This is a genomic window from Paraburkholderia sp. BL9I2N2, from assembly GCF_004339745.1.
In the GTDB taxonomy this organism is placed as follows: domain Bacteria; phylum Pseudomonadota; class Gammaproteobacteria; order Burkholderiales; family Burkholderiaceae; genus Paraburkholderia.
Genome location: NZ_SMGP01000001.1, coordinates 1,657,232 through 1,683,446 on the forward strand (window position 1 = coordinate 1,657,232; position 26,215 = coordinate 1,683,446).

The window sequence follows — 26,215 nt, forward strand, 5'->3', positions numbered from 1 at the left end:
CCGTTTTATGCACGCGGATTGCTGCGCCACGTCGCGCAGTGCATTCAAATTCAATGGGCGGGCCAGGTTAAACCCCTCGATACGGCTGACGCTGTCAACCTTTTTACCCCTGTGCCGTTATCCATTTGTAATCGCCAATAACCGGCGACGCCGCGAAGGACAATCCGTCGCGACAGCTCCACGCAAGGCCCTGCATTGACCATGTTCCATCGATATAACTATAAATTCGACCGGCTAGGCGCGATGTTCGACCGTGCATCGAAAACGCTCAGCAGCAGGGGATTTCTCTCGCCTGTGCTCGCGCTCGTGATTGGCGCGCTGCTGCTGGTCGTTTTGCAACACCTCTCGCAAGCAGTCGACTATCGCTCGGTGATGCGTCAATTGCGTCAGCTGACGGCCGGCGAGTGGACCGCCGCGCTCGGCGCCACGGCGCTCAGCTATGTGGCGCTGGTCGGCCGCGATGCAGTCGGTTTGCGCTATCTGGGCGCGGTCGTGCCGCGTGTGGCGCTGTGGATCGGTGCGACCGCCGGCTCGGCACTCGGCAATGCCACCGGCTTCGGCGCGCTCACTGGCGGGGCCGTGCGTGCGCGCGTCTACGGCGTCGCGAGCATCACGCCCGCGCAGATCGGCCGCATGACGGTGTTCACGAGCGTGTCGCTCGCGCTCGCACTGGTGTTGATGACGGCGCTCGGCATGGTCGGCGTGGCTGGCACGCTCGCGCCGATGCTGCACCTCGAACCCGTCACGCTGCGTTGGATCGGCATGGCGCTGCTCGTCGTACTCGGATTGGCGGCCGCCGCCTGCCGCAGCGAAACGCGCCCGATGCGCACGCGCTGGGAGTGGCTCTCGTTCGATATTCCCGCGCGCCGCGACCTGCTTGCGCAAGTGGCGCTCGCGGTGCTCGACGTGGTGGCCGCCGGCCTCGCGTTGTGGGCATTGCTGCCGCATGCGGACGTGAGCTTCGTGACCTTCATCACGGTCTACGCCGCGGCCATGCTGCTCGGCATGATCGGCCACACGCCCGGCGGCGTCGGCGTGTTCGAAGCGGCGATGGTCTTCACGCTGAACGGCAGCGTGCAAACGCATCAGATGGTTGCCGCCTTGCTCGCGTATCGCGCGATTTACTTGGGTGTCCCGTTGATCGTCTCGGCCGCGCTGCTCGCCGGCTTCGAAGGCCGCGCGCTAAAAAGCCGTTTGCCGCTGCAACATGCCGCTGCGGCGTCGAAGCTCGCGCCGCTGTTCCTGAGTCTCGTCACGTTCGTGGTCGGCGGCATGCTGGTGATTTCCAGCGCGACGCCCGCGTTCTGGCAACGCATTCACATGCTGCGCGATGTGCTGCCGCTGTGGGTGCTCGAAAGTTCGCAGATGCTCTGCAGCGTGCTCGGCGTGGCGTTGCTGTTCGTTGCCCGTGGTTTGCTGCGGCGGCTGGACGCCGCGTGGTGGATGACGCTTCTGCTGGCAGTGCTGAGTCTCGCGTTGTCGCTGACTAAAGGTCTGGCGTTCGTGGAAGCCGGGGTGCTTGGCATGCTGGTCGTGTTGCTGCTGTCCACGCGCCGGCGTTTCAACCGTCATTCGTCGCTGTTCGCGGAGCGCTTTACGGCCGGCTGGCTGGTGTCGGTTGCGATGGTGCTGATGCTCGCCACGTGGGTCATGCTGTTTGCTTTCCGCGACGTGCCATACACGCGCGACCTGTGGTGGCAATTCGCCTTCGACGAACGCGCGCCGCGCGCGTTGCGCGCGACGCTCGCCGCGAGCCTGTTCGCCGCGACGTTTTCGTTCTGGCAGTTGCTGCGTCCCGCGCCGGGGCGCTTCGTCAAACCGGCGCCGGAAGATCTGCACGACGCGGCGCGTATCGTGCGAGCACAGGAACGCAGCGACGCCGGTCTCGCGCTGATGGGCGACAAGAGCTTTCTGTTCTCCGAGTCGCGCAAGGCTTTCCTGATGTACGCGAAATACGGCCGCACGTGGGCCGCTTTGCACGATCCGGTGGGTCCGCGCGAAGAGTGGGCCGGTCTGATCAGCAAGTTCGTCGCGCTTGCGCATACGCACGGCGGGCGCGCGGCGTTCTATCAGGTGCGCGCCAACGCGTTGCCGCTTTATCTTGACGCCGGTCTCACGCTGATGAAGCTAGGCGAGGAAGCACATGTCGTACTCGACGATTTCGACCTGAAGGGCTCGCATCGCGCGCACCTTCGCTACGCGCTCAAGCGCGGCGAGCGTGATGGCTTTACCGTCGAAGTGATCGATCAGGCGAACGTGCCCGCGTCGCTCGCAACGCTGCGCGAGATTTCCGACGGCTGGCTCGACAGCCGCGACGCGCGCGAAAAGAGCTTCTCGGTGGCCGCCTTCACGGACGGGTACCTCGCCGCGCAATCGGTGATGCTGGTACGCCAGAACGGCGAGCCGGCCGCCTTCGTCACCTTCATGACGACCGACATGAACACCGAGGCGACGGTCGGCGTGATGCGTCATGTGGAAAGCGCGTCGCCGTATGCAATGGAATATCTGTTCACGCAGCTGGCGCTGCATCTGAAGCAGGCGGGTTTCCGCTCGCTCAGTCTCGGCATCGCGCCGCTCTCAGGCATGCAGCCCACACCGCTCGCATCGCGCTGGCACCGGTTCGCCGGCATCGTGTGGCGCTTCGGCGGCCATTTCTATAACTTCCGCGGACTGCGTGCTTTCAAGAGCAAGTTCCAGCCGCATTGGGAGCCGCGCTATCTCGCGGCGTCGGGTTCGGTGGGCGTGTTCTTCACGCTCGCGGACCTGTCATTGCTGGCAGGAGGCCGGCGTTCATGACATTGCATTCGTTGTTCAAGCTCGCCGTGGCGGCGAGCCTCGTGACCGGCGGCGCGCTCGCGCACGCCGCGACCACTACCGTGTCCGGTGGCCGTTATGGCGACGTCACGGTGACGCAGCCGACCGGCCCGTTGCGCGGCTTCGTGGTGCTGTACTCGCAAGCGAGCGGCTGGAGCGCGGCGGATCAGCAGAGCGCCGACGCGCTCGCCAAGGCCGGCGCGTTGACCGTCGGCGTGGACACCGCGCGCTACGCCGCTAATCTAGGTGCGAAGAAGGAAGCCTGCCATCAACTGGTGGGCGATGCGGAAGCGTTGAGCCATCAACTCGAACGTCAATCGCAATCGAGTCATTATTTCGCGCCGATCGTCGCGGGTACGGGCCAAGGCGCGACGCTCGCAGTGCACGTGCTCGAACAGGCGCCGTCGAATACGATCGCCGGCGCGGTCTCGGTGGGCGCCGACCACACGCTCGATCCGCGCTTTCAGCCTTGCCCGCCGGACCCGACGATTATCCGCGACAAGGTGCCGGGCTTCGTCGAAAAGGCGGCCACGGGTAACGCCGATCGCACCCGCCTCGTCGCATTGGTCACGCCGCATTTGCAAGCGGTGTCGACGAGCGACGACGACGTCTCCGATCTGCCGCTCATCGAATTGCCGGCCGCGCATCCGAACGGCCTCATGGCGATCGTGATTTCCGGCGACGGCGGTTGGCGTGATCTCGACAAGACGATCGCCCAGGCGCTGCAGAAAGACGGCGTCTCCGTGATCGGCTGGGACAGCTTGCGCTATTTCTGGAGCGAAAAGCCGCCTGCGCAAACGAGCCGCGACCTCGCGCGCGTGATGCAAACCTACGGCACACGCTGGAATGCGCAGCATATCGCGCTGGTCGGTTATTCGTTCGGCGCGGACGTGATGCCGTTCGCCTATAACCGTCTGCCGGAAACGCTGCGCGCGAAGGTGTCGCTGATCGCGTTGCTCGGCTTCGCGCCGGACGCCGATTTTCAGATTCGCGTGGGCGGCTGGCTCGGCATGCCGGCAAGCGACAAGGCGTTGAAGGTCCAGCCGGAATTGACGCGCGTGCCACCGGCGATCGTGCAGTGCTTTTACGGCGAGAACGAGAAGGACACCTTGTGTCCGGCGCTGACCAAAACCGGCGTCGAGGTGATTCGCACCTCGGGCGATCACCACTTCGGTGGCGATTACAATTCGCTCGAAAAGCGCATTCTCAACGCTTTCAGAAAGCAAAGCGGCGTGCATTGATACTCATGCGCGACGTGGAGCGCAAGAGAGTCCAACTACGCTGATGCATGTTTCACTCGACGAAGGATTGGACGCGCTCGAAATTTATTTCGGATCCCGTGGTAATCGCTCAGGCAAGTTGAAGAACATCGACGTGAAACCGGTCGGCAAGCTCGACCAGTTTCTACACGAGCGTGCGTTGAATACGCGGTGCTCCGCCGCCTTGCCGGATCCTGGTTTGCGCGTCGTCGAGCGCATTTCGCCGCCACGCAAAGAGCACGCCGCGGTGCGCATAACAATCGACAGGGATTGACAAAGCGCCCCAAGTCAACGAAGATCGGCCACATGAACTGCCTCGACATCCGTATTGCGCTGATTATTAGCATCATTCATCGAATGGTGGGTTAGCGCGCGTCTGATAGCAGTGACACGTAACCCGCCCCACGAGGCGGGTTTTTTTATATCCGCTTGCAGCCTGCCTCCTGGTGAACTCTCTGCTGATTCGTCCTTGCCGCACAGGAGCTTGCCTTGTCGTTACACCAACTCAAACAGGCCGCTGAAGCCGCCGATAGCGTCGCGCTTCGTCACGACTACCTGAAAAAAACCCTGACCGCGCGCGTCTACGACGTGGCCCGCGAGACCGAACTCGAACGCGCGCCGAATCTGTCGGCACGTCTGCGCAACCCGGTCTACCTGAAGCGCGAGGACAACCAGCCGGTGTTCTCGTTCAAGGTGCGCGGCGCGTACAACAAGATGGCGCATATTCCTTCCGAGGCGCTGGAGCGTGGGGTGATTACGGCGTCGGCGGGCAATCATGCGCAGGGCGTGGCGCTGTCGGCGGCCCGTATGGGCGTGAAGGCGATCATCGTCGTGCCTGTCACGACTCCGCAGGTGAAGGTCGATGCGGTGCGCGCGCACGGCGGTCCCACTGTCGAAGTCGTGCAGTTCGGCGAATCGTATAGCGACGCCTACGGACACGCAGTGAAACTGCAGGAAGAGCGCGGCCTGACCTTCGTGCATCCGTTCGACGATCCGTATGTGATCGCCGGCCAGGGCACCGTCGCGATGGAGATTCTCAGCCAGCATCAGGGCCCGATTCACGCGATCTTCGTGCCGATCGGCGGCGGTGGACTGGCGGCGGGCGTCGCCGCGTACGTGAAGTCGGTGCGCCCGGAGATCAAGGTGATCGGCGTGCAGACCGATGATTCGTGCGCGATGGCGGCGTCGCTGAAAGCCGGTGAGCGGGTCACGCTGAACGAAGTGGGTCTGTTCTCGGACGGCACGGCGGTGAAACTGGTCGGTGAAGAGACCTTCCGCCTGTGCAGCGAATATCTCGACGACGTGCTGCTCGTGAACACCGACGCGCTATGCGCCGCGATCAAGGACGTCTTCCAGGACACCCGCAGCGTGCTGGAACCCGCCGGCTCGCTCGCGGTGGCTGGCGCGAAACAGTATGCGGAACGCGAAGGCATCGAGAACCAGACGCTGATTGCGATCACGTCGGGCGCGAACATGAACTTCGACCGCATGCGCTTCGTGGCCGAGCGCGCCGAAGTCGGTGAAGCGCGCGAAGCGGTGTTCGCCGTGACGATTCCCGAGGAGCGTGGCAGTTTCCGCCGCTTTTGCGAACTGGTGGGCACGCGCAGCGTCACCGAATTCAATTACCGCATTGCGGACGCGAACTCCGCCCATATCTTCGTGGGCGTGCAGATCAGGAATCGCAGCGAATCGGCGCAGATCGCGGGCGCGTTTGAAGCGCACGGCTTCGCCACAGTCGACCTGACGTTCGATGAACTCTCCAAGCAGCACATCCGCTACATGGTCGGCGGGCGCTCGCCGTTGGCACACGACGAACGTCTGTTCCGCTTCGAGTTTCCCGAGCGTCCGGGTGCGCTGATGAAATTCCTCTCGTCGATGGCGCCGAACTGGAATATCAGCCTGTTCCACTATCGCAACCAGGGCGCGGACTATAGTTCGATTCTGGTCGGCATCCAGGTGCCGGACAGCGAGAATGAAGCGTTCAACAAGTTTCTCGCCACGCTCGGTTATCCGAACTGGGAAGAGACGCAGAACCCGGTGTATCGGCTGTTTCTCGCGTCCTAGAGCGGCTCGGGGTTTACCTTGAGCTAGCGCAACGCTGTGCGAAGGATGAGGCGTCGGGTGAATGCGCCACAAGCCCCGTCCGGACAGCGTTTGGGCTCGATTTCGCCGATCGGCTGCATGTGCCCGAGCAGGGTTGCTATCTCAAAACTGGATACAGCCTATCCACCATATCGCGTTGCGCGATACAGTGCGTGATCGTCAAACTGAGTGCAAATCTAACGCTGCATTCAGGAGACAACTTATGCGCACCCAAGTTGGCATCATCGGTGCCGGGCCTGCGGGCCTGCTTCTTTCCCATCTTCTTCACCTGCGCGGTATCGACTCCGTCGTGCTCGAGTCGCGCAGTCGCGATCAGATCGAATCCACCATTCGCGCCGGCGTGCTTGAACAAGGCACGATGGACCTGTTGACCGAAGCCGGCGTCGGCGCACGGATGAAAGCGGAAGGCGCACTGCATCACGGCTTCGAACTGGCTTTCGAAGGCAAGCGGCACCGCATCGACCTGACCGGACTCACGGGGCATTCGATCACGGTCTACGCGCAGCACGAAGTCATCAAGGATCTCGTCGCGGCACGCGTGGCCGACGACGGCAAGCTGCGCTTCGGCGTCTCGGAGACGTCGATTCACGGCATCGATACCGACACGCCGTCGATCCGCTATCGCCACGAGGGCGAAGCGTACGAATTGCAATGCGACTTCGTGATCGGCTGCGATGGTTCGCAAGGCGTGTCGCGCGCATCGATTCCGCAGGCATTGCGCAAGGACTTTGAGCGGGTGTACCCGTTCGGTTGGTTCGGTATCCTGTGCGAAGGGCCGCCGTCATCGGATGAATTGATCTACGCGCGTCATGAGCGCGGCTTCGCGTTGATCAGCACGCGCTCGCCGAATGTGCAGCGCATGTACTTCCAGTGCGATCCGAAGGACTCCGTCGAGAACTGGTCCGACGACCGCATCTGGGCGGAACTGCATGCACGAGTCGATTCGCACGACGGCCAGACAATCGTCGACGGCAAGATCTTTCAGAAGAACATTGTCGGCATGCGCAGTTTCGTGTCGAACACGATGCAACATGGCCGGCTGTTTCTCGCGGGTGATGCGGCGCATATCGTGCCACCCACCGGCGCGAAGGGCATGAATCTGGCGGTGGCCGACGTGCGTGTGTTGACCGAGGCGCTGAACGCGTTCTACGTCGAGAATCGCACGGATCTGCTCGACAGTTACAGCACGACCGCACTCAAACGCATCTGGCGCGCCGAGCATTTCTCGTACTGGATGACCAGCATGATGCACCGTATCGAGGGCGCGTCGCCTTTCGAGCAACAGCTTCAGGTGGCCGAGCTCGAATACGTGACGACCTCGCGCGCGGCGGCCACAGTGATGGCGGAAAACTACGTCGGCATCGCGGGCGCGCATGCGTGAGCGGGCAGGGCGCGTTGCATTGGATGATATGGCGACGCCTTTCGGCGACGATCTGATCGCGCTGAAAGACGGCTAGCCCGCTGGCGATAAAACTCGCCATGTCCGATCACGGCCATCGTTTTTTCTCCAGAAGATCCGCGTGCCCGGCGAACCTCTGGACCCGCGCCGGGAATGCGAGCATATTGCTCATATTCCCATTCAGGAGTCACACTTGGCTACTCGCATTGCCGCGCCACGCGGCGCGATGCGCAAAGCGCCGCAGCAAGCGCGTTCGCGGGCCACCATCGACGCCATTCTCGACGCGGCGGCTCACATTCTCGGCGAGCGCGGCTGGGAAGGGCTTACCACTAACGGCGTAGCGGAAGCGGCGGGTGCGAGCATCGGATCGCTGTATCAGTACTTCCCGAACAAGCTGGCGCTGATCGAAGCCGTGCGTCGCCGGCACTTCGACGATGTGCTCGCAGTGCTGCATGCCGCGGCGAACCTCGAAACCCCGCGCGTGAAACGCATCACGGTGCTCGTCGACGGGATGATCGCGGTACACAGCCGGCATCCGGCGGCACACCGCGAGCTGCTGGAAGAGAGCCCGCGCGGCGAGGATTCGCGTAGCGCTCACGATCGCTTCGATGTGGAATGCACAAAGGCGTACGAAACGCTGTTCAGGGCCAACGTTCGCGGCGTTGCCGAACGCGGCTGCGTGGGTGCGCGAGTGCTCGCAGGCGCCCTTGCGGGCGCCGTCCACGAAGCGGCACGGCAGGGGCAGCTTGCGTCGCCCGTCTTGCGGCGGGAACTCATCGCGCTGGTGGATGGGTACCTGTCGAGGCTGCGGCCGCTCGGCGAGAAGCCGGCCAGTCGACAAGCGCGCTAACCCCGACGCGCATCAACTCAATTCCGGACCATCGCCATGAACCAGATCGTATCGCCCCGGCATGGCCCGATTGGACGCAGGTGAAGGGCTTCGAGAACTATTCATAAGGCCGCACCTCGCGCTGTCATTTTGCCAGGGTAAGCTGTGCCTTTGGTGCGTTCTTCAAATAAGGGGCAGAGGTCCATGCGGCGTGTCATATTCAACCAGAAGGGCGGTGTGGGCAAATCGACCATCGTATGCAACCTGGCGGCCATCAACGCCAGCGAGAACCTGCGTACGCTGGTCATCGATCTCGACCCGCAAGGTAACTCCAGCCAGTATCTTCTTGGCAAGCAGGCCAGCGATCTCAAGCCCAACGTCGCGGACTTCTTCGAAACAGCCTTGAGTTTCAGTTTCAGGCCGACACCGGTCTCGACCTTCATTCACCCCACGCCGTTCGAGAACCTCGACGTGATGCCCTCCCATCCGGATCTCGACACGCTGCACGGCAAGCTCGAATCGCGCTACAAGATCTACAAGCTGCGTGACGCGTTGAACGAACTGGATGAGTACGACGCGATCTACATCGACACTCCGCCGGCGTTGAATTTCTACACGCGTTCCGCGCTGATTGCGGTCGAACGCTGCCTGATTCCGTTCGACTGTGACGACTTTTCCCGCCGCGCTTTGTACACGCTGCTCGACAACGTCAAGGAGATTCAGCAGGATCACAACGCCGGACTCGAAGTCGAAGGAATCGTGATCAACCAGTTTCAGCCGCGCGCGAGTCTGCCGCTTCAACTGGTCGAGGAACTGATCAGCGAGGGCTTGCCTGTGCTGGAGTCGCGATTGTCGACGTCCGTGAAGATTCGCGAGTCGCATCAGTACGCGAAGCCGATGATTCACTTCGATCCGCGTCACAAGCTCGCCCACGAATTCGTGGCGTTGCATCGGGAATTGATTGGAGCGGGCGCCGCGGGGTAACACCGCCGTCACGAATCCAGCTAACCGAACACCCGTTTTGCGTGGATGCCGAGGCCGGTAGCCACGCTCGCTAGCGGGTCGCCGAACACGAGTTCGGCTTGCGCAAACGCACCCGCAATAGCGCGCGTCAAGGACGCGAGCCCCGTCGAACCGCCGGTGAAATACACGGCGTCGACTTTGCCCGCAGCGATGCCGGCCAGCCGCGCAGTCTCCCGCGCGGCGTGAACGATCCGCGTTCTTTCTTCGCGCATGGCTTCGGCGAGTTGCTGTTCATCGAAAGCGACGCTCAGGCCCGGCTCGATCGGGTCGATCTCGATGAGCGTGTCGCCCCCGGCCGCAATCGCAATCTTTGCCCGTTCCGCGCTCGCGGCGAGCGCATGGCCGAGCCGCCGGTCCACCACCCGCATCAGCCGGTCATGATGAACCGGGTTTCGATACAGATGGCGCATGAGCCGAAGCTCGGTTTGCCGTTTAGGCGTGTAGAGCGAGTTGATCAGATGCCAGGTCGCCAGATCGAAGTAGGCGCGATTCGGTATTTCGCGTCCTTCGGTGTCCAGACTACGATACCCGGCCTCTCGCAGAATGGCCGCCAATTCGACCCGCCGATCCACGTCCGTTCCGGCGACATGCACGCCGTGATGCGCGAGCACATCTTCCTTTCGATCCATCCTCGACATTCGCTGCGGACCCACCCGCACCATTGAGAAATCCGAGGTGCCTCCGCCGATATCGGCGACCAGCACGATTTTTTCTTCTCCGAGCCGCGATTCGTAATCGAAGGCGGCGGCAAGCGGCTCGTACTGGAACTCGATGTCGCGAAAACCCACCGAGCGGGCGGCCGCTTCGAGCTGCCGTTGCGCGCGGGCGTCGGCGGCGGGGTCGTCGTCGACGAAGAACACCGGGCGCCCGAGCACGGCCTGATCGATCGGCGCGCCGAGCCGCGTTTGCGCACAGCCCTTCAGATGGCCGATGAACATCGCGATCACGTCGAGATACGGGATTGCCGATCCATCGCCCAAGGCCGTGCTGGATTCCGCGATGCCCGTCCCGAGAATGCTTTTGATGGCGCGCATCAGGCGGCCGTCGAAGCCGTCGACGTAGGCCGCCAGCGCGGCGCGTCCGAATACGTGAACCCGTTCGTCATGGTTGAAGAAGATGGCCGTCGGCAGGGTGGTCGCGCCTTTTTCGACGGATGCGAGTGCGATGCGGTTGCCGTCAGGGACCGCCACGGCTGAATTTGAGGTGCCGAAATCTATTGCGCAGTAAGCCATATCGATGCTGTGTGTCAGGAAAACCCTCGGTGTGTAAAATGTTGACATTTATCATAAAACCTTCGACACTCCGTTTCAAGTTGTGACGCACCAGCGGAACCGGCTCTTACGGCAGGTTGCGTCGCCGGAGCAGGCAAGTGCGGAATTCGGCTGTAAGGCAGTTGAAGGTGGAGGTTCGAGGGCGCCGGTTGAGGCCGAAACCCGAAGCGAGGAATTCCTTTCAATCTGATATAAAAATTAGGAGACTTAAGTGAACACCCACAAGGCTCAGAAGCTGATGTGTGCCGTAGCAATAGGAGGGTTGGCTGGCGCGGCCCACGCGCAGAGCAGCGTGACTCTTTATGGATTGATCGACGCCGGCATCAGCTACGTCAATCATGCGGAGAACGCGTCCGGCGGCAGCTCCAGTCTCGTCAAGTTCGACGACGGCATCAACGGTGGCAACCGCTGGGGTTTGAAGGGTGCCGAAGACCTGGGCGGCGGTTACAAGGCCGTGTTCACATTGGAAAATGGTTTCGGTCTGGGCGACGGTACGCTCAGCCAGGGCGGCGCGCTGTTTGGCCGGCAGGCTTTCGTCGGTATATCCAAAAGTGGCGTGGGCGCATTCACGATGGGGCGCCAGTATCCGTTCTCGCACGACTATCTGAACCGGTATTCGACCGGCGGCCTGACGGCCGGCGATGCTTATGAATATCACATCGACACGCTCGATCTGCTGACGTCGGTGCGGATCAACAATTCGGTGAAGTTCGACAGCGTACGGTTGTACGGCTTCAAAGTCGGCGCGATGTACGGTTTTTCCAATGCGGCGGGCGAGTTCGGCGGTTCGAACGGCGACAACGGCAACGGCGGTTTCGTCGCGGACGTACAGCTTCGGCGTCGACTATCGCAACGGGCCGTTCAGCATGGCCTTTGCCTATACCGACATCACGTATCCGTTGCAGGAAGTGCCGCCGCTCAAGCTGACGCTCGCCAATCTGGACCCGCTCGGCGAGCGTGATCTGCGAACCCTCGGCATCGGCGCCAAATATCAGTTCGGCTCGGTGCTCGGTTACGCGCTATGGACCAACACGCGGCTCGAGAATCTGGACCACAGCGCCGCGACGCTCAACATCTACGAAGGCGGCGTGGTGTATCAGGTCAATGCGCCGCTGGTGGCCGCGCTGGGCTACACGCGCACGCAGGTTCGAGGATCTGCCACGGGCACGTGGAACCAGATCAACAGCAGTGTCGAGTATTCGCTGAGCAAGCGCACCAGCGTTTATGCGCTGGCGATTTACCAGAAAGCGTCCGGAACGAATGATGGCGTGCCGGTTCAGGCGATGATCGGCAAAACGACGAGTTACTTCGGCAACTCGGGCAGCGACGCGCAAAACCAGTTGGCTTTCCGGATCGGGATGCGCCACCGGTTTTGAGGGGCAGGGCAGAAGCACGTCGGTGGGTCTCGGGTTGGTCTGACGTGAAAATGTCAGTGAGATGGCAGGCGCGTCAGGCCCGCCGCACGGGCGTTTCGCAAGAATGAGATCGTGAAAAGTAAAGTGTTGACATTTTTCAGGGCGCCACCTAGACTCGTTTTCATGGACACTGATCACATCTCCCCTACCGTCTCTCTAGCTGATTTCCGGGCGCATACGCTGACCGGTGTCGTGCAGCACGAGATCGAGCGAATGATTCTGAGCGGCGAGTTGAAGCCGGGACAACGGCTCAATGAGAAGGCAGTCGCGGACAAGCTTTCGGTGAGCCGCGGGCCTGTGCGTGAGGCATGTCGCGCGCTGGCTGAACTGGGCCTCGTGTATCTGATTCCGCAGCGCGGCGTATTCATTCAGCGCGTCACGCGAGACGATGCAATCGAAGTCTACGATCTGCGCGCAGGTCTCACGGCATTGTCGGCGTCGTTGCTCGCGCCGTTCCTGACGGACGACATGGCAACCCAGCTCGACGCGTATGTAGACGAGATGCAGGAAGCCGCGCAGAAAGGCGATTTTTCGCGATTCGATCCGTTGAACCTCGAGTTCCACGACTACATCGTGCGATCAACGGGGAACTCGCGATTGATCAAGCTGTATCGCGGCTTCGTCAAGGAATTTCATCTGTTCCGGGTGCATGGAATGGTTCAGCGCGGCGCGCTGCTTCAGTCGAATGAAGAGCACCGCGAGATCGTCAATGCGCTCAAATCGCGCAACGCGAGCCTGAGCTACGAGATGAGTTTCAGTCACGTGTCGAAGGGCAAGGAGCGCATGCTTGTCGCGTTGGACGGCATGGTGAAATCCGGCGAGGAAGCGGCGCCGCCGCCGGCCACGGATCAGATCGCCTGACCAGGCCGGTTACCAGAAAAACCGAAGCACCTCCGCGTTTAACGAGCGCGGATTGATGGGCACCCAACGTCGAGTCGGGTGCAGGATTATTAGTTTGCACTGCGAAAGACGAAGCGTTTTTTTCAGATTTATTTTTGAGCACTCTTCCCCAGTTTCTATACCAGCCTACGGCGCTTTACTTCTATGCTTGAACTATCGCTGGCTTGTCAGATTACCGACCGCACACGTGCGCTGATCGACGGAAAGGTCGCGATCGACGGATGCAAGGTCAACTTCGTGAATGGGCCTGCCGAAGAACTCTTTCAACGTGCGTTCCGCCACGGCGAATTCGATATCTCGGAACTGTCGCTCGGCACGCATCTTTTGACCACCGCTCGTGGGCAAACCAGTTACATCGGCGTGCCGGTGTTTCTGTCACGGTCGTTCCGTCATTCGGCGATCTATATCCGTACCGATCGCGGCATTGATTCTCCGCAAGCGTTAAAGGGCCGCCGCATCGGCGTGCCCGACTTTCAGCAGACGGCGGGCATCTGGGTGCGCGGCATGCTCGCCGATGAATACGGTGTGAGCAGCCGCGACGTGAAGTGGGTGATCGGCGGCCTCGAGCAGGCTGGCCGCGAGGCGCGGGTGCCTTATAACCTGCCGTCCGCTATCCAGGTGGAACCGATTGCGTCGGACCAGACACTCGCGCGCCTGCTCGACAGAGGCGAGATCGACGCGTTGATCGCGCCGAAACCACCATCGTGCTTCGGCCGCAATGAACACGTGCAGCGCCTTTTTCCCGCTTTCCGCGAAAACGAGGAAGCGTGGTTCCGCAAAACACGGCTGTTCCCGCCCATGCATATGGTCGGCATTCGCCGCTCGCTCGTCGAACAGCATCCGTGGTTGCCGGTCAATGTGTTTGCCGCGTTCAGGAAGTCGCGCGATATCGCGCTCGGCGAGCTCGCGATCACCGACACGCTGCGCGTAATGCATCCGTGGATCACATCCGAATACGAGTGCGTCAAATCACTGATGGGCGATGACTACTGGCGCTACGGTCTGAAAGAGAACCGTACCGACCTCGACACGTTGCAGCGCTATGCGAAAAGCGACGGCCTGATCCAGGACGAGGTGCCGATGGAGAGACTCTTCGCCGCTAGCACCTTCGACGCATTCAATTTTTAAACCGTCATAGAGCACCAAAACAGGAGACGAAGTGATGAGGAGGAGGCTTGAGACATCGAGTGTCGCACGTGGCATCTGTGTTGCGTTGCTTGCAGCGTGCGCGACGCTCGCGAATGCCGCGGACGCATGGCAGCCTCGACGGCCGGTCGAGATCGTGGTGCCGAGCGCGCCGGGTGGAGGACTCGACCTGGTCGCGCGCACGCTGCAGAGCGTGATTCAGCAGGAGAAGCTCTCGACCAAACCGGTAACGGTCATCAACCGTCCGGGCGGCGGAGGCACCGTCAGTATCGCGTACATCAATTCACACGAAGCCGACGGCCATTTCGTCACGGTTCAGGCGCTACCGCTGATCACCAACCGGATCACGGGCCTTTCCACGGTAGGCATCGACGACGTGACGCCGCTCGCCGTATTCGTCACCGAACAGGTCGTGTTCTCGGTGCCGGGCAATTCGCCGATCAAATCGGGCAACGATCTCGTGCAGATGCTCAAGAAAGACCCGACCACCGTGACGCTGGGCGTGTCGAGTTCGCCCGGCGGCCAGAGTCACGATGCCGCGGCGCTGGTCATGAAGGGCGCCGGGCAGGATCCGAAGAAGATCAAAGTCGTGTTCTTCGATTCAGGCGGTGAAGCATTGACGGCGCTGATGGGCGGCCACGTGACCGCGGCTGCGACGCCCGCCGGCGTGGTGCTCGGACCGAGCAAGTCGGGCAGCGTGCGCATGATCGCGATTCCTGGCGGCACGCGTCAAGGCGGCGAACTGGCGAACGTGCCGACGTGGAAAGAGCAGGGCATCAATGTGGACTTCACGACATGGCGCGTGCTGGTCGGTCCGAAGAACATGACCCCCGCCGAAATTGCATGGTGGGACAACGTATTGCAGAAGGCCACTGCGTCACCGGAATGGGCGGCAGCCGTGAAGCGCAATCTGTGGACCGCCGACTACAAGAACAGCACTCAGACGCGTGCTTTCCTTCAGGGCGAGCGCAATCGCCTGACCCCTCTGCTTGGCGAGCTTGGCATCGCGAAGTAGCGAATTTTTCTTTTAACCCGCAGTACCTATCGACATGGAGATCCATATGTCACGCATCGTTCACCTCGCAGTCAAGGTCGACGACCTCGAGCAGGCCACGCGTTTCTATACCGAAGTGTTCGGCTTCAAGGAAGTGAAGACCGGGCGCAACCGCGAACACATTTCGCGTCACATGACCGATGGTCACATCGACTTTACGCTGATGAAGTACGACAGCGAAGACTCGCACGAAGCGCAGATCGCGGGCGCCGGTCCGCGTCTGCACCACTGGGGCGTCACGGTCGACGACCAGGAAGCCGCTGCCGAGAAGATCAAGCAGTACGGCGGCGAGATTCTCTCGGCAAAGGGCGAGGGCGCACTCAAGTTTCGCGCACCGGACGGCACGATCGCCGAAGTGGTGAAGCCGGGCCGCTACAACGAGAAGTGATGCGGCGCTGTCGTTGCTGACAGGTAGTGGCGCACGGGGGCAACCCGGCGCAAGCGGCGCGCGCGGCATGCGCGGCATGGCGCGCACGCGGATCAACGAGCACGACTACGCGAGTCCGCGCGGACTGTGCGAACCGTCGGTGGTCGCTGCGTTTGGCGACCACCGACGGAGTCGAACTCTGGAGGAGACATGAAAAGCATCAGAAGCGACGTATGGCTCGCATTCTGCGTGATGGCGCTCGCCGCCGTGTACCTGTACATGGACATGCGTTTGCCGGAAGTCCGGCTGAGCGATCCGCTCGGGCCTAAAGCGTTTCCGGCTCTCGTCGGCGTGGGATTGATCGCCTCGGCGCTCGTCCTTCTACTCGAAGGGCGCGGCAAGGCGCATGCGCAAGCGGCCGAACCGGTTCCCGCACCAACAGTGGCCGATGCGGAGCATGGCCACGTGGACCATGCCGTGCCGGAGCCGAAGCAACGTCCGTTCATTCTGATCAGCATGGTTGTCTGGACCGCCATCTATTACCTGTGTTTCGAGCCTGCCGGGTACGTACTCTCGACCTCGGTCTTTCTGTTTGGCTTGCTCAGCTATTTCAATCGCCAGCGCCACAAAACCAATCTCGCCATCGCGCTCGGCGTGACAGTGGTTTTCGATCTGCTGTTTTCCCAGCTTCTCGGCGTTCCGGTGCCGACCGGCCTTCTCCCATTCTGAGGCGTTCGCATCATGGACAGTCTGCATGGCATTCTGCACGGACTCGCGGTTGCCGCGACGCCGATGCATCTCATGTATACGCTTTTCGGCGTTTTCATCGGCACGATGATCAGCCATTTGCCGGGCATCGGCCCGTCGGCGGGGATTGCGTTGCTGATTCCGGTGACCTTCGGCATGGATCCCATTTCCGCGCTCATGATGCTCACCGGCATTTACTACGGCTGCATGTACGGCGGCGCGGTCACGGCGATCCTGCTCAATACGCCGGGCGACGCCGCAGCGGTGATGACGGTGCTCGACGGCTATCCACTGGCGAGGAAAGGCAGAGCGGCCGCGACGCTGGCGATTGCCGCCGTCAGCTCGTTCATGGCCGGCATGATGGGTGTGACCGCGCTCGCGTTCGTGGCGGCGCCGCTCGCTGCCGTCGCGCTGCATTTCGGACCCACTGAATATTTCGCGCTGATCTGCTTCGCGTTGTCGACGGTCGGTGCGCTCACCGGCGACTCGCTGGGCAAGGGCATGATGGCGGTGTTCATGGGACTCGGTCTCGCGACCGTGGGCATCGACCTGCAAAGCGGGGTGCCGCGTTTTACGCTCGGTCTCACGCAATTGCAGGATCGCGTGAATTTTCTGGTGGTCGTGGTGGGCCTTTTCGCGATTGCCGAAGTCAGCCGGATGGTCGAAGGTACGTTGGGCGGCACGCTGCATACGGTGCGTGTCGAAGGCAAGCTGTGGTTCACTCGCGCGGAGTGGCGGCGCGCGCGGCCCGCGATCTTCCGCGGCTCGGCAGTCGGCTTTCTCTGCGGCGCGGCGCCTGGCCTCGGCGGCACGCTCGCGGCCATGCTCTCGTACGTGCTGGAAAAGAAAATCTCGAAGCATCCGGAAGAGTTTGGCCACGGCGCCATTGAAGGTGTCGCGGCGCCGGAAGCGGCGACCAACGCGGACACGTGCGGCGCGTTCGTGCATCTGCTGGCGCTCGGCGTGCCGGGTTCCGGCGCGACGGCGGTGATCATGGGCGCGTTCATCATGTACGGCATGCAGCCGGGCCCCATGCTGTTTCACACGCAACCGGATCTCGTGTGGGGGCTCATCGCGAGCATGTACATCGGCAACATCATGCTGTTGCTGCTCAATCTGCCGCTCGTGGGCATTCTGTCGCGCATTCTGTACGTGCCGTCCGGCGTGCTGCTCTGTTTGATCCTGGTGATTGCGTCGGCAGGGGTGTATTCGTTCAGTAACGACGTGTTCGATCTTTTCCTTGCGCTGTTCTTCGGCATTGTCGGTTACGCGTTTCGCAAGTTCGATATTCCCAAGGCGCCGCTGCTGTTCGGGCTGATTCTCGGCCATACGCTCGAGCAGTCGTTCCGTCAGGCGTTGACCATTTCGAATGGCGATCCGAGCGTGTTTCTTCGCAGTCCGATTGCCGCAAGTCTGCTCGGCTGTGCTGCCATTAGTGTGGGGGCTTCGATCTGGAGCCGTCGGAGAAAGTCGTCGAAGCTCGTGCGGGAAGTAGAAGAGCAGGTCGCAGCCGCGCATCGGCTGGCGAACGAGCGGCATTGAGTTCCACCCCACGTTTTGCCGGGTTTTACTTATGCATGCAGCCGTTGCTGCCTGCGCCGCGATATGACCAGCTGAAGGAAAGCCCGCATGCAATCACTATCCGAGCGCAAGTCGAGCGACGTGTCGTTGCTGGAGATTCTTCTGCTGTTCGCGCGGGTCGGACTGACGAGTTTCGGCGGCGGCCTGTCCGCATGGATTTACCGCGAGGTGGTCACGCAACGAGGATGGCTGGAAGAAGATGAATTCCTCGGCGCGCTGACGCTCGGCCAGATCTTGCCAGGCTCGAACGTGATCAATCTGTCGATCTATGTCGGCTACCGCATGAAAGGCGCGATCGGCAGCACAGTGGCCGTGTCAGCCTTGCTCGTGCCGCCCATGGTGGTGATCGTTCTGCTCGCCACCGTGTTTCATCAGTTCGCGCAACTCGCGTGGCTGCATGAGTTTCTCGAAGGTGTCGCCGCGGCGGCGATCGGCATGACCGCATCGGTGGGCTTTCGTACCGCGCGCTCGCTGCTCGCGATACAACGCTGGCCGCTGGTGATGATCGTCGCGGTTTTCGTTGCGGTCGGCGTACTGCGCTGGCCGCTCGTGCCGGTCGCTATAGTGGCGGGCGCGGCGGGACTATACGTTGCGTGGAGGAGCGGCCAAGGTGCGCGATAACATCTATCTGCAACTGATCGCGGTATTCGCGCCGTTGTCGCTTCTCTCGCTGGGTGGCGGGCAAAGTATCGTCGCCGATATCAACCAGCAGACGGTGGCGATCCACGGTTGGGTGACGCAGGCCGAATTCGTCGACCTGTTCGCGATCTCGCGCGCGGCGCCCGGACCGGGCGCATTGCTCACGACGTTGATCGGTTGGAAGGCGGCGGGCTTCCTCGGCGCGGTGATTGCGTCGCTAGCGCTGTTCGTGCCGTCTTCGGTGCTCGCCTACGGTGCGACGCTGGCGTGGACGCGGCACAAACAGCACCCCTGGCATCGGACGGCGGAGCAGGGCCTCGCGCCGATCGCTACCGGGCTGATTCTCGCCGGCGCGTTTTCCGTGCTGCGAGCTTCTTCGTCGACGTGGACGATCTGGGCGCTTGCCGCCATCGCGTTGAGCCTCTTTCTTTCGCGGCCGAAGATGAATCCCTTGATCGTTCTGTTCGCCGCGGGTCTGGTGAATGTGATAATCGGCCACGTTCTCTAGCTAACGAGGTATGCAATGCAGGTCTATGGCAGGCGCAGTTCGATCAACGTGCAGAAAGTGTTGTGGTGTCTCGCCGAACTGGGTTTCGAAGAGGGGCGGGAGTTTTCGCGCATCGACGCGGGACTGGAGTACGGTGTGATCGACACGCCGCAATATCGCGCGCTCAATCCGAATGGACTGGTGCCGACGCTCGTCGACGGCGAGTGCGTGTTGTGGGAGTCGAACACGATCGTCCGTTATCTGGCCGCGAAATATGATGCGCAGACGCTCTTGCCGTCCGACCCGGCTGCCCGTGCCGATGTCGAGCGCTGGATGGACTGGCAACTCGGCACGCTGTGGGCGACGTTGCGCGTCGCGTTCCTCGGGCTGACGCGTGTGCCGGAGGCGCAACGCGATTACGACGCGATCAAGCGTTCATATCGTGACGCAACGCGGCTCCTTGGCATTGCCGACGCGGCCCTCGAAAAGCACCACTATCTCGCGCAAGATCGCTTTACCGCGGCCGATATCGGCGTCGGGCTGGCGGCGCACCGTTGGGTGCAACTGGCTGAGCGCTTCCCCGAGAAGTTGGAGGCTCCGCCGCCGTTGCCTTCCTTAAACCGATGGCTTCAGGCGATCAAGGCAAGGCCGGCGTTTTCCGTGGCGGTCACTCCTTAAGTGGCTATCTGGGCGGCGAATGTTGCGCGTTCTATCGTCGCCTATCTCTTCCTTTGAAGAAATCCGGTACGTGCAGGGTTCTGTGACCATAAGCAATCGGCGGCGCGTGCCATGACCGTCGAATGATCTGATCATTTCCCGCCAGAATCGCACCCGCCGCCCACTCGCCCGCCCGCTCGGGCATCTCCATCCATTCCTTCCGACACCCCGGGTCAACCCGCATTGCCATCTCAAGTTCTTGCGACTATCTTTCTACATCATACGTATGACCTAGAGAGTGAATCGTGGCAACTTTGCACAGGCAGGTCCTGAACCAGATGGGCGAGCAGATCTGTTCAGGCAAGTTCATGCCCGGCGATATTCTTCCCGCCGAGCCCGTGCTTGCCGAACAGATGCAGGTGAGCCGCATCACCATCCGCGAGACGATGAAGTCGCTGTCCGCCAAGGGCATGCTTCAGGTGCGCCGCCGCTACGGCACCGTCGTGCTGCCGCGTTCGCAATGGCAGTTGTTCGACCCGGACGTGATCACATGGCGGGCGCGCGCGAGTGCCGTCGAGCCGGGCCTCATCGAAGATCTGATGGAGTTGCGTCTGATCATCGAGCCGAACGCGGCCCGGCTCGCCGCGAAACGCGCGACCGCGGAAGATCGCGTCGCGGTCCGGCGCGCGTTCAAGCTGATGGAGCGCGCGGTCGCCGGGCACGGCGAATATGTTCCCGCCGACCTTGCGTTTCACGGCGCCATTCTCACGGCCTGCCACAACCAGTTTGTCCAGCAGATGCAGAACGCGCTGTCGGCGATCCTGCGTACCAGTTTCGAACTCAGCTCGGAGATCGAGGGTGGGCCGGCTCGTTCGCTGCCCATGCACGAGGCGCTGTGCGTGGCGATCGAGCAGGGCGATCCCGTGGCGGCGGAACAGGCCGTGCTTACGCTGATCCAGCGCGCCGAGCAGGACTTCGAGGACCGTGCCGCGCTCGATCGCAGCGCTAACGAGAAGCCCGTCTCACGAATCGCCTGAACCACGCAACACGACCACACGGGGCGGCCTCTTAGGCGGACCGTCCAGAAGCAGCGCCGTTGCATCCCCAACTCATTTATCGCGGCTGTCATGACGACACGCGAGGGGCGCACTCGCGCCTCGTTACCGAACCTCGAGAGGACACTTGCATGACACAGTTATTCGATCTGAGCGGCCGCACGGCGCTCATCACCGGATCGGCGCGCGGCATCGGCTTCGCGTTCGCCGAAGGCCTCGCTGCCGCCGGCGCCGGCGTGATCCTGAACGGCACGCGCGCCGACACGGTGGCGCAAGCCGTTGAGCGCCTCAGCGCCAAGGGCCTGAAAGCACAAGGCCGTGCCTTCGACGTGACCGACGAAGCCGCCGTCGCCGAAGCCTTTGCGCAGTGGGACAAGGACGGTGTGCAGATCGACATCGTGATCAACAACGCCGGCATCCAGTTTCGCAAACCGCTCGTCGACCTCGAACTGAGCGACTGGCAGCGTGTGATCGACACCAACCTCACGAGCGCATTCATCGTCGCGAAGCAGGCTGCGCGCCGCATGATCGCGCGCGGCACGGGCGGCAAGATCATCAACATCGGTTCGCTGACGAGCGAGGCCGGGCGAGCGACGGTCGGCGCCTATACGGCGGCGAAGGGCGGCATCAAGATGCTGACCCGCGCCATGAGCGCCGAGTGGGCGGCCGCGAACATTCAGGCCAATGCCATTGGTCCGGGCTACATCCTGACCGACATGAACAAGCCGCTGATCGAAAACGCCGCGTTCGATGCGTGGGTCAAGAACAGCAATCCTTCGCAACGCTGGGGCAAGCCGGAAGAACTCGTCGGCACGGCGGTGTATCTGGCGTCGCCGGCTTCGAGCTACGTGAACGGCCAGATCATTTACGTGGACGGCGGCTGGCTGGCCGTACTGTAAAGACCGATTCGCGCGGGTAGAGCACAACCAAAACACCGCCCGCGCCAGATAGTGAGTATGCCGTACCGATCCGGAGACATCATGGAAAGCGTCAAATCCGTAGCACCCCAAAGATGGTGGTATCTGATGCCCATCATCTTCATCACCTACAGCCTCGCCTATCTCGATCGCGCGAACTACGGCTTCGCCGCCGCGGCCGGCATCGATCGCGATCTCGGCATCACGCACGGCACGTCGTCGCTGATCGGTTCGCTGTTCTTTCTCGGGTACTGCCTGTTTCAGGTGCCCGGCGCGATTTACGCGCAACGCAACAGTGTGAAGAAGCTGATCTTCTTTAGCCTGATTCTCTGGGGGCTGTGCGCGGCGGCCACCGGCATGGTCAGCAACATTCCGATGCTGATGGTGCTGCGCTTCGTGCTCGGCGTGGTTGAGGCGGCCGTCATGCCGTCGATGCTGATGTACATCAGCCGCTGGTTCACCAGGACCGAGCGCTCGCGCGCCAACACCTTCCTGATTCTCGGCAATCCGGTGACGGTGTTGTGGATGTCGGTGGTGTCCGGCTATCTGGTGCACAGTTTCGGCTGGCGCGAGATGTTCATCCTCGAAGGTTTGCCCGCGCTCGCGTGGGCGGTTGTGTGGTGGTTCACGGTGAAGGATCGCCCGGCCGACGCGCCGTGGATGAGCGATGCCGAAAAGACCGAACTCGACGCACGCCTGAAAGCCGAGCAGGCGCATATCGCACCGGTGCGCGACTACAAGGCCGCGTTCCGCTCGTCGATCGTATTGAAGTTCTGTGCGATTCACGCGTTGTGGAGCATCGGCGTGTACGGCTTCATCATGTGGCTGCCATCGATCCTCAAGACGGCGTCGACGATCGACATCGTCTCGGTCGGCTGGCTCGCCGCGGTTCCGTATCTCGCGGCGATCATCCTGATGCTGCTCGCGTCGTGGCTGTCGGACAAGACGCGCAACCGCAAGCTGTTCGTCTGGCCGCTGCTGCTGGTGGGCACGATTGCGTTCGTGGCGTCGTACCTGATCGGCGGCTCGCATTTCTGGCTCTCGTTCGCGCTGCTGGTCGTGGCGGGCGCAACGATGTACGCACCGTACGGCCCGTTCTTCGCCCTCGTGCCGGAGCTGATTCCGGGCAACGTGCTGGGCGGCGCGATCGGTCTGATCAACGCGTGCGGCGCGCTGGGCGCGTTCGCCGGCTCATGGGTGGTGGGATACCTGAACGGCGCGACAGGCAGCCCGGCGGCTTCCTATATTTTCATGGCGGGCGGCCTGCTCTCGTCCGTGATCCTGATGATGACGGTGCCGGCGAGTTCCGATGAACGTGCGAAGCGCGAAGCATCGCTGTCGCTGCATCGCACGTAACGCTAGTCGATCGAACTCATTGGCTGAAACCTGGCAGATAGAACATGGCAACCCTGATTACCGATGTAAAAGTCATCCTGACCGCGCCGGAAGGCATCAACCTGATCGTCGTCAAGGTGGAAACGAACCAGCCCGGTCTCTATGGGCTGGGATGCGCGACGTTCGCCTACCGGCACGTCGCGGTGCAGTGCCTGATCGAGGAGTATCTGCGGCCGCTGCTGATCGGGCGCGACGCGGACGCGATCGAGGAACTGTGGCAACTGATGCATCAGAACGCGTATTGGCGCAACGGACCGATCGAGAACAACGCGATTTCCGGCGTCGATATGGCGCTATGGGACATCAAGGGCAAACTGGCGAACATGCCGCTATACCAGCTGTTCGGCGGAAAGTGCCGCGAAGGCGTGCCGATCTATCGTCACGCGGATGGCCGCGATCTGAACGAGTTGTGCGAGAACATTCAGAAGTATCGCGAGCAGGGCATCACGCACATTCGCTGCCAGAGCGGCGGCTACGGCGGAGGCGGTTTCGGCAAGGCGCCGGCGAGCGCGCCGCAAGGCGCCGCGGACGGCGTCTATCTCGACAGCCGGAAGTATATGCGCGACACGCTCAAGCTGTTCGACGGCATTCGCAGCAAGATCGGTTTCGACGTCGCGCTGTGTCACGACGTGCACGAACGTTTGAAGCCGGTCGAAGCGATCCGCTTCGCGTGCGAACTGGAACGGTACGAGCTGTTCTTTCTCGAAGACGCGATCGCGCTGGAGGAGGGGGAATGGATGCGCCAGTTACGCGCCAAAACGACCACGCCGCTGGCACAGGGCGAGCTGTTCAACAATCCCTATGAATGGCGCTTCCTGATCACGGAGCGCCTGATCGACTTCATCCGCGTGCATCTCAGCCAGATCGGCGGCATTACCGCCGGACGCAAGCTGCAGATCTTTGCCGAGCAATTCGGGGTTCGGACGGCGTGGCACGGCCCCGGCGACATGTCGCCGTTAGCGCATGCGGCGAATATTCATATCGATCTGGCCGCGCGCAATTTCGGGGTGCAGGAATGGTCGGGCACCGAGCCGCCGAACTTCGTGATCCAGGACCTGAAAGGGCCGAGGGCAGCCTTGCTCGAAGTCTTCCCGGGCCTACCCGAGTTCAGGCAAGGCCACGTCTACGCCAACGACAAGCCGGGTCTCGGCGTCGATATCGACGAAGCCGAGGCCGCGAAATATCCGTGCGAAAACAGCGTGACGACGTGGACACAAACGCGGCTGAAAGACGGTACGCTGCAAACGCCGTGAAGCACCCGAGTTTGTCTGGTACGTTAGCCCCACGACTGTGGCGCCGCAAAAAACGCGACTATGCGCGCAAGGCAGAACAGTCTCTCCATTGATGGCCGGGAAACGGCTGGTTTCGAGCAAATGAAATTTAAAAAACAATCGCTGAACAGCCGTTTTTCATTGTAGTGGCAGCAGCAACAGTGAATTCAGGATTGGCGGATTTATCCCGCCGCGCTGGCCACCTACACTCAAGCTACCGCTGCAACGACAGCCCTATCCGCAGCGCGTAGAAAGACAATCTTTGGAGGTGGTTTCATGAAGTCGCTCATTCAAACCGTGGCTATCGCCGTTGTTCTTGCCGCGCCGGTAGCCGCGTTTGCTCAGTCGTCCGACGAGCCTGTATCGCAAGGCGCACAGGCTGCGCAAGCACAGGCCTCGAGCCAGCAAGGCGCGGCTCAAGCCGACAACAGCGGATATGGTTCAGCCAGCGTTGGCTCGTGGCAAGCAGGTCAGAGTAACAACACGACGGTCAGCTCGTACTCGCCGCCGATTCGCAACGCGCGTTAAGCGATTCACGAAGCGCGCGGCGAGCACATCGCCGCGCGCAAATCCTATTGTCTTCTTCTGTCTTCTATGACGTGCGCAACAGTGTCATCTCGTTGTGCAGCAACGCCAGCAAATCATCATCGCTAGGCCGCGTGCCCCAGTGCCGCGCGCCCGCCACTGACGCAATCGCGATCCACGAGTGAGGTGGAAACCATTCGCGCAACAGTGTGCCGTCCTGACGCAAACACAATTGACCGGTTTGTTCGCTATATTCGGCGCAGATCAGCGTGTTGTTGATTTGCGCGGTGACTCGTCTTGGATCGCTGCGTAGCAAATCGTCGCTCCTACAGAAGGTGTGGCGCGAATGCGTGCGCGGCACGGCCGCGTCATCGACGCGGCCGCGGCCTATGCATCAATGATCGCCGTGCCCGTGGCCGTGGTCGTCGCCATGACCATGCCAGCCGTTATCGTGACCGCGCCAGTCGCCGTGCGGACCACGCGCTTCATGCCACTCGCGTCCGCCGTGATGTCGATCTTCCCACTCGCGCCGTTCCCAGTAACGGTGGCCGTCGTAATAGCGCTCGCCGTACCAGCCCGGACTCACCACGACCACCGGCGGAGCCGGCGCATAGACCGGCGGTGGCGGCGGGGCATACACGGGTTCGGGCGCATAAGCGACGCCCGGAATGCCGATGTTCACGCCCACATCGACGTGGGCCAGCGCGACCGACGATGCGCCGATTCCGAGACCCGCGACAATCGCCATGGACAGCCAGCGGTTTTGTGATTGGTTCATGTTTTATTTCCGGCTTCTACGATGGTGAGTGGAAAGTCTTGCGCGGCTCGCGCTCAATAGCGATCGTGATAGTGGTTGTGGTAGCCGCCTTCCGGCACCACGATGCAACCGCCCAATGCACTGCCGAGCGTGACAGCCAGAATGACCAGCGCGAAAATTCTTTTCATGACATTGCTCCTGTTTCCTTGTGACCCGAACTCTACTGAGCCGCGGCATTTCCGGTGTGTTTGTGTGTAACAGGACGTGTCGATTGCGATGCATGCCGGCAAGGCGCGCGTCGCTTCAATAGCGTGCGTCAGGGCGCAGCGAGGAGGTAGGGCTCGGCGGGCGGTTGAGCGCGCAAGCCATTGAACGCGTTGCGGAAAAGACGGCGTGGTCGCGCGTCTCGCGTGTTGCGGGGCGCTGAACGGCGCGTGTAGTGGCAGCCGTCAAGCGTGTAGTGGCGCCTATCGTTGCAGCTATGTCGTACAGATACATTCGGTTGCAGACTAGCTGTGCCGACCGGCATCGTCGAGCGATTTTTTTGACGCGACCCGTGCGTGTGCATGCGTTCGCGCGAAGCGCGCGCCTCGATAGCGAACCT

General features: G+C 62.0%; 24 protein-coding genes and 1 pseudogene. 22 read left to right on the top strand and 3 right to left on the bottom strand.

Annotation, left to right across the window (positions count from 1 at the left end; all coding sequences use genetic code 11):
* Positions 1–243 precede the first annotated feature (243 nt).
* The 7 genes from mprF to B0G74_RS07825 all read left to right on the top strand — a co-directional run bounded on the left by mprF (position 244) and on the right by B0G74_RS07825 (position 9,388).
* On the top strand, positions 244–2,796 hold the full coding sequence (gene mprF / locus B0G74_RS07795) for a bifunctional lysylphosphatidylglycerol flippase/synthetase MprF (RefSeq protein WP_243658252.1): 2,553 nt from the start codon (positions 244–246) through the stop codon (positions 2,794–2,796).
* On the top strand, positions 2,793–4,055 hold the full coding sequence (locus tag B0G74_RS07800; protein ID WP_132374260.1) for an AcvB/VirJ family lysyl-phosphatidylglycerol hydrolase: 1,263 nt from the start codon (positions 2,793–2,795) through the stop codon (positions 4,053–4,055). Before mprF ends, B0G74_RS07800 begins: the two co-directional genes overlap by 4 nt.
* A gap of 67 nt (positions 4,056–4,122) precedes the next feature.
* Complete coding sequence (locus tag B0G74_RS07805) at positions 4,123–4,347, top strand: hypothetical protein (protein WP_132374261.1); 225 nt, start codon at positions 4,123–4,125, stop codon at positions 4,345–4,347.
* A gap of 215 nt (positions 4,348–4,562) precedes the next feature.
* The gene (ilvA, locus tag B0G74_RS07810) at positions 4,563–6,137 is read left to right on the top strand and encodes a threonine ammonia-lyase, biosynthetic (RefSeq protein ID WP_132374262.1); all 1,575 of its coding nucleotides are present in this window, start codon (positions 4,563–4,565) and stop codon (positions 6,135–6,137) included.
* Between the two features lie 241 nt (positions 6,138–6,378).
* A complete protein-coding gene (locus B0G74_RS07815) occupies positions 6,379–7,557 on the top strand; it encodes a 4-hydroxybenzoate 3-monooxygenase (protein WP_132374263.1) in 1,179 nt (392 codons plus the stop codon).
* Between the two features lie 211 nt (positions 7,558–7,768).
* Positions 7,769–8,425, top strand: a complete 657-nt coding sequence (locus B0G74_RS07820) for a TetR/AcrR family transcriptional regulator (RefSeq protein ID WP_207915628.1) — start codon at positions 7,769–7,771, stop codon at positions 8,423–8,425.
* A 183-nt stretch (positions 8,426–8,608) separates the two neighbouring features.
* Entirely contained in the window at positions 8,609–9,388 is a 780-nt protein-coding gene (locus B0G74_RS07825) for a ParA family protein (RefSeq protein WP_132374264.1), read from the top strand.
* 20 nt (positions 9,389–9,408) lie between these two features.
* Here B0G74_RS07825 and B0G74_RS07830 read toward each other — a convergent pair whose 3' ends face one another.
* Positions 9,409–10,659: an Hsp70 family protein gene (locus B0G74_RS07830; RefSeq protein WP_132376881.1), complete on the bottom strand. Its 1,251-nt coding sequence runs from the start codon at positions 10,657–10,659 to the stop codon at positions 9,409–9,411.
* A 277-nt stretch (positions 10,660–10,936) separates the two neighbouring features.
* Between B0G74_RS07830 and B0G74_RS07835 the strand changes: the two are divergent.
* From B0G74_RS07835 to B0G74_RS07905, 15 genes and pseudogenes are all read left to right on the top strand, one after another.
* Positions 10,937–12,074, top strand: a pseudogene (locus tag B0G74_RS07835) (porin).
* A gap of 162 nt (positions 12,075–12,236) precedes the next feature.
* Positions 12,237–12,974 carry a GntR family transcriptional regulator gene (locus tag B0G74_RS07840; protein ID WP_132374265.1) on the top strand — a complete coding sequence of 246 codons (738 nt, stop codon included), beginning with the start codon at positions 12,237–12,239 and terminating at the stop codon, positions 12,972–12,974.
* Positions 12,975–13,157: 183 nt separating this feature from the next.
* The gene (locus tag B0G74_RS07845) at positions 13,158–14,141 is read left to right on the top strand and encodes an ABC transporter substrate-binding protein (RefSeq protein ID WP_132374266.1); all 984 of its coding nucleotides are present in this window, start codon (positions 13,158–13,160) and stop codon (positions 14,139–14,141) included.
* 34 nt (positions 14,142–14,175) lie between these two features.
* Positions 14,176–15,174 (top strand): tripartite tricarboxylate transporter substrate binding protein, encoded by a 999-nt coding sequence (locus tag B0G74_RS07850; protein WP_132374267.1) that lies wholly within the window; start codon positions 14,176–14,178, stop codon positions 15,172–15,174.
* 46 nt (positions 15,175–15,220) lie between these two features.
* Complete coding sequence (locus B0G74_RS07855) at positions 15,221–15,601, top strand: VOC family protein (RefSeq protein WP_132374268.1); 381 nt, start codon at positions 15,221–15,223, stop codon at positions 15,599–15,601.
* 189 nt (positions 15,602–15,790) lie between these two features.
* Positions 15,791–16,309, top strand: coding sequence for a tripartite tricarboxylate transporter TctB family protein (locus tag B0G74_RS07860; protein WP_132374269.1), 519 nt, complete (start codon positions 15,791–15,793; stop codon positions 16,307–16,309).
* Between the two features lie 12 nt (positions 16,310–16,321).
* Entirely contained in the window at positions 16,322–17,869 is a 1,548-nt protein-coding gene (locus B0G74_RS07865) for a tripartite tricarboxylate transporter permease (RefSeq protein WP_132374270.1), read from the top strand.
* Between the two features lie 87 nt (positions 17,870–17,956).
* Complete coding sequence (locus B0G74_RS07870) at positions 17,957–18,529, top strand: chromate transporter (protein WP_132374271.1); 573 nt, start codon at positions 17,957–17,959, stop codon at positions 18,527–18,529.
* Positions 18,519–19,055 carry a chromate transporter gene (locus B0G74_RS07875; protein ID WP_132374272.1) on the top strand — a complete coding sequence of 179 codons (537 nt, stop codon included), beginning with the start codon at positions 18,519–18,521 and terminating at the stop codon, positions 19,053–19,055. The genes B0G74_RS07870 and B0G74_RS07875 overlap by 11 nt, the downstream gene beginning before the upstream one ends.
* A 15-nt stretch (positions 19,056–19,070) precedes the next feature.
* Positions 19,071–19,712, top strand: a complete 642-nt coding sequence (locus B0G74_RS07880) for a glutathione S-transferase N-terminal domain-containing protein (protein WP_132374273.1) — start codon at positions 19,071–19,073, stop codon at positions 19,710–19,712.
* A 284-nt stretch (positions 19,713–19,996) separates the two neighbouring features.
* On the top strand, positions 19,997–20,728 hold the full coding sequence (locus tag B0G74_RS07885) for a FadR/GntR family transcriptional regulator (protein WP_132374274.1): 732 nt from the start codon (positions 19,997–19,999) through the stop codon (positions 20,726–20,728).
* A 149-nt stretch (positions 20,729–20,877) separates the two neighbouring features.
* Positions 20,878–21,645 (top strand): SDR family oxidoreductase, encoded by a 768-nt coding sequence (locus B0G74_RS07890; RefSeq protein WP_132374275.1) that lies wholly within the window; start codon positions 20,878–20,880, stop codon positions 21,643–21,645.
* Positions 21,646–21,726: 81 nt separating this feature from the next.
* Positions 21,727–23,019: an MFS transporter gene (locus tag B0G74_RS07895; protein WP_132374276.1), complete on the top strand. Its 1,293-nt coding sequence runs from the start codon at positions 21,727–21,729 to the stop codon at positions 23,017–23,019.
* A gap of 44 nt (positions 23,020–23,063) precedes the next feature.
* Entirely contained in the window at positions 23,064–24,311 is a 1,248-nt protein-coding gene (locus B0G74_RS07900; protein ID WP_132374277.1) for an enolase C-terminal domain-like protein, read from the top strand.
* A gap of 294 nt (positions 24,312–24,605) precedes the next feature.
* Positions 24,606–24,857 carry a hypothetical protein gene (locus B0G74_RS07905; protein ID WP_132374278.1) on the top strand — a complete coding sequence of 84 codons (252 nt, stop codon included), beginning with the start codon at positions 24,606–24,608 and terminating at the stop codon, positions 24,855–24,857.
* Positions 24,858–24,921: 64 nt separating this feature from the next.
* Here B0G74_RS07905 and B0G74_RS07910 read toward each other — a convergent pair whose 3' ends face one another.
* On the bottom strand, positions 24,922–25,170 hold the full coding sequence (locus B0G74_RS07910) for a hypothetical protein (protein ID WP_132374279.1): 249 nt from the start codon (positions 25,168–25,170) through the stop codon (positions 24,922–24,924).
* Between the two features lie 78 nt (positions 25,171–25,248).
* A complete protein-coding gene (locus B0G74_RS07915; RefSeq protein ID WP_132374280.1) occupies positions 25,249–25,632 on the bottom strand; it encodes a hypothetical protein in 384 nt (127 codons plus the stop codon).
* Positions 25,633–26,215: the final 583 nt, after the last annotated feature.

Bases quoted from the DNA above. Each gene is read 5' to 3' on its own strand.
- mprF (WP_243658252.1), top strand. From the start codon at position 244: ATGTTCGACCGTGCATCGAAAACGCTCAGCAGCAGGGGATTTCTCTCG.
- B0G74_RS07800 (WP_132374260.1), top strand. From the start codon at position 2,793: ATGACATTGCATTCGTTGTTCAAGCTCGCCGTGGCGGCGAGCCTCGTG.
- B0G74_RS07815 (WP_132374263.1), top strand. From the start codon at position 6,379: ATGCGCACCCAAGTTGGCATCATCGGTGCCGGGCCTGCGGGCCTGCTT.
- B0G74_RS07825 (WP_132374264.1), top strand. From the start codon at position 8,609: ATGCGGCGTGTCATATTCAACCAGAAGGGCGGTGTGGGCAAATCGACC.
- B0G74_RS07830 (WP_132376881.1), bottom strand. From the start codon at position 10,659: ATGGCTTACTGCGCAATAGATTTCGGCACCTCAAATTCAGCCGTGGCG.
- B0G74_RS07840 (WP_132374265.1), top strand. From the start codon at position 12,237: ATGGACACTGATCACATCTCCCCTACCGTCTCTCTAGCTGATTTCCGG.
- B0G74_RS07845 (WP_132374266.1), top strand. From the start codon at position 13,158: ATGCTTGAACTATCGCTGGCTTGTCAGATTACCGACCGCACACGTGCG.
- B0G74_RS07850 (WP_132374267.1), top strand. From the start codon at position 14,176: ATGAGGAGGAGGCTTGAGACATCGAGTGTCGCACGTGGCATCTGTGTT.
- B0G74_RS07855 (WP_132374268.1), top strand. From the start codon at position 15,221: ATGTCACGCATCGTTCACCTCGCAGTCAAGGTCGACGACCTCGAGCAG.
- B0G74_RS07860 (WP_132374269.1), top strand. From the start codon at position 15,791: ATGAAAAGCATCAGAAGCGACGTATGGCTCGCATTCTGCGTGATGGCG.
- B0G74_RS07865 (WP_132374270.1), top strand. From the start codon at position 16,322: ATGGACAGTCTGCATGGCATTCTGCACGGACTCGCGGTTGCCGCGACG.
- B0G74_RS07870 (WP_132374271.1), top strand. From the start codon at position 17,957: ATGCAATCACTATCCGAGCGCAAGTCGAGCGACGTGTCGTTGCTGGAG.
- B0G74_RS07880 (WP_132374273.1), top strand. From the start codon at position 19,071: ATGCAGGTCTATGGCAGGCGCAGTTCGATCAACGTGCAGAAAGTGTTG.
- B0G74_RS07890 (WP_132374275.1), top strand. From the start codon at position 20,878: ATGACACAGTTATTCGATCTGAGCGGCCGCACGGCGCTCATCACCGGA.
- B0G74_RS07895 (WP_132374276.1), top strand. From the start codon at position 21,727: ATGGAAAGCGTCAAATCCGTAGCACCCCAAAGATGGTGGTATCTGATG.
- B0G74_RS07900 (WP_132374277.1), top strand. From the start codon at position 23,064: ATGGCAACCCTGATTACCGATGTAAAAGTCATCCTGACCGCGCCGGAA.
- B0G74_RS07905 (WP_132374278.1), top strand. From the start codon at position 24,606: ATGAAGTCGCTCATTCAAACCGTGGCTATCGCCGTTGTTCTTGCCGCG.
- B0G74_RS07915 (WP_132374280.1), bottom strand. From the start codon at position 25,632: ATGAACCAATCACAAAACCGCTGGCTGTCCATGGCGATTGTCGCGGGT.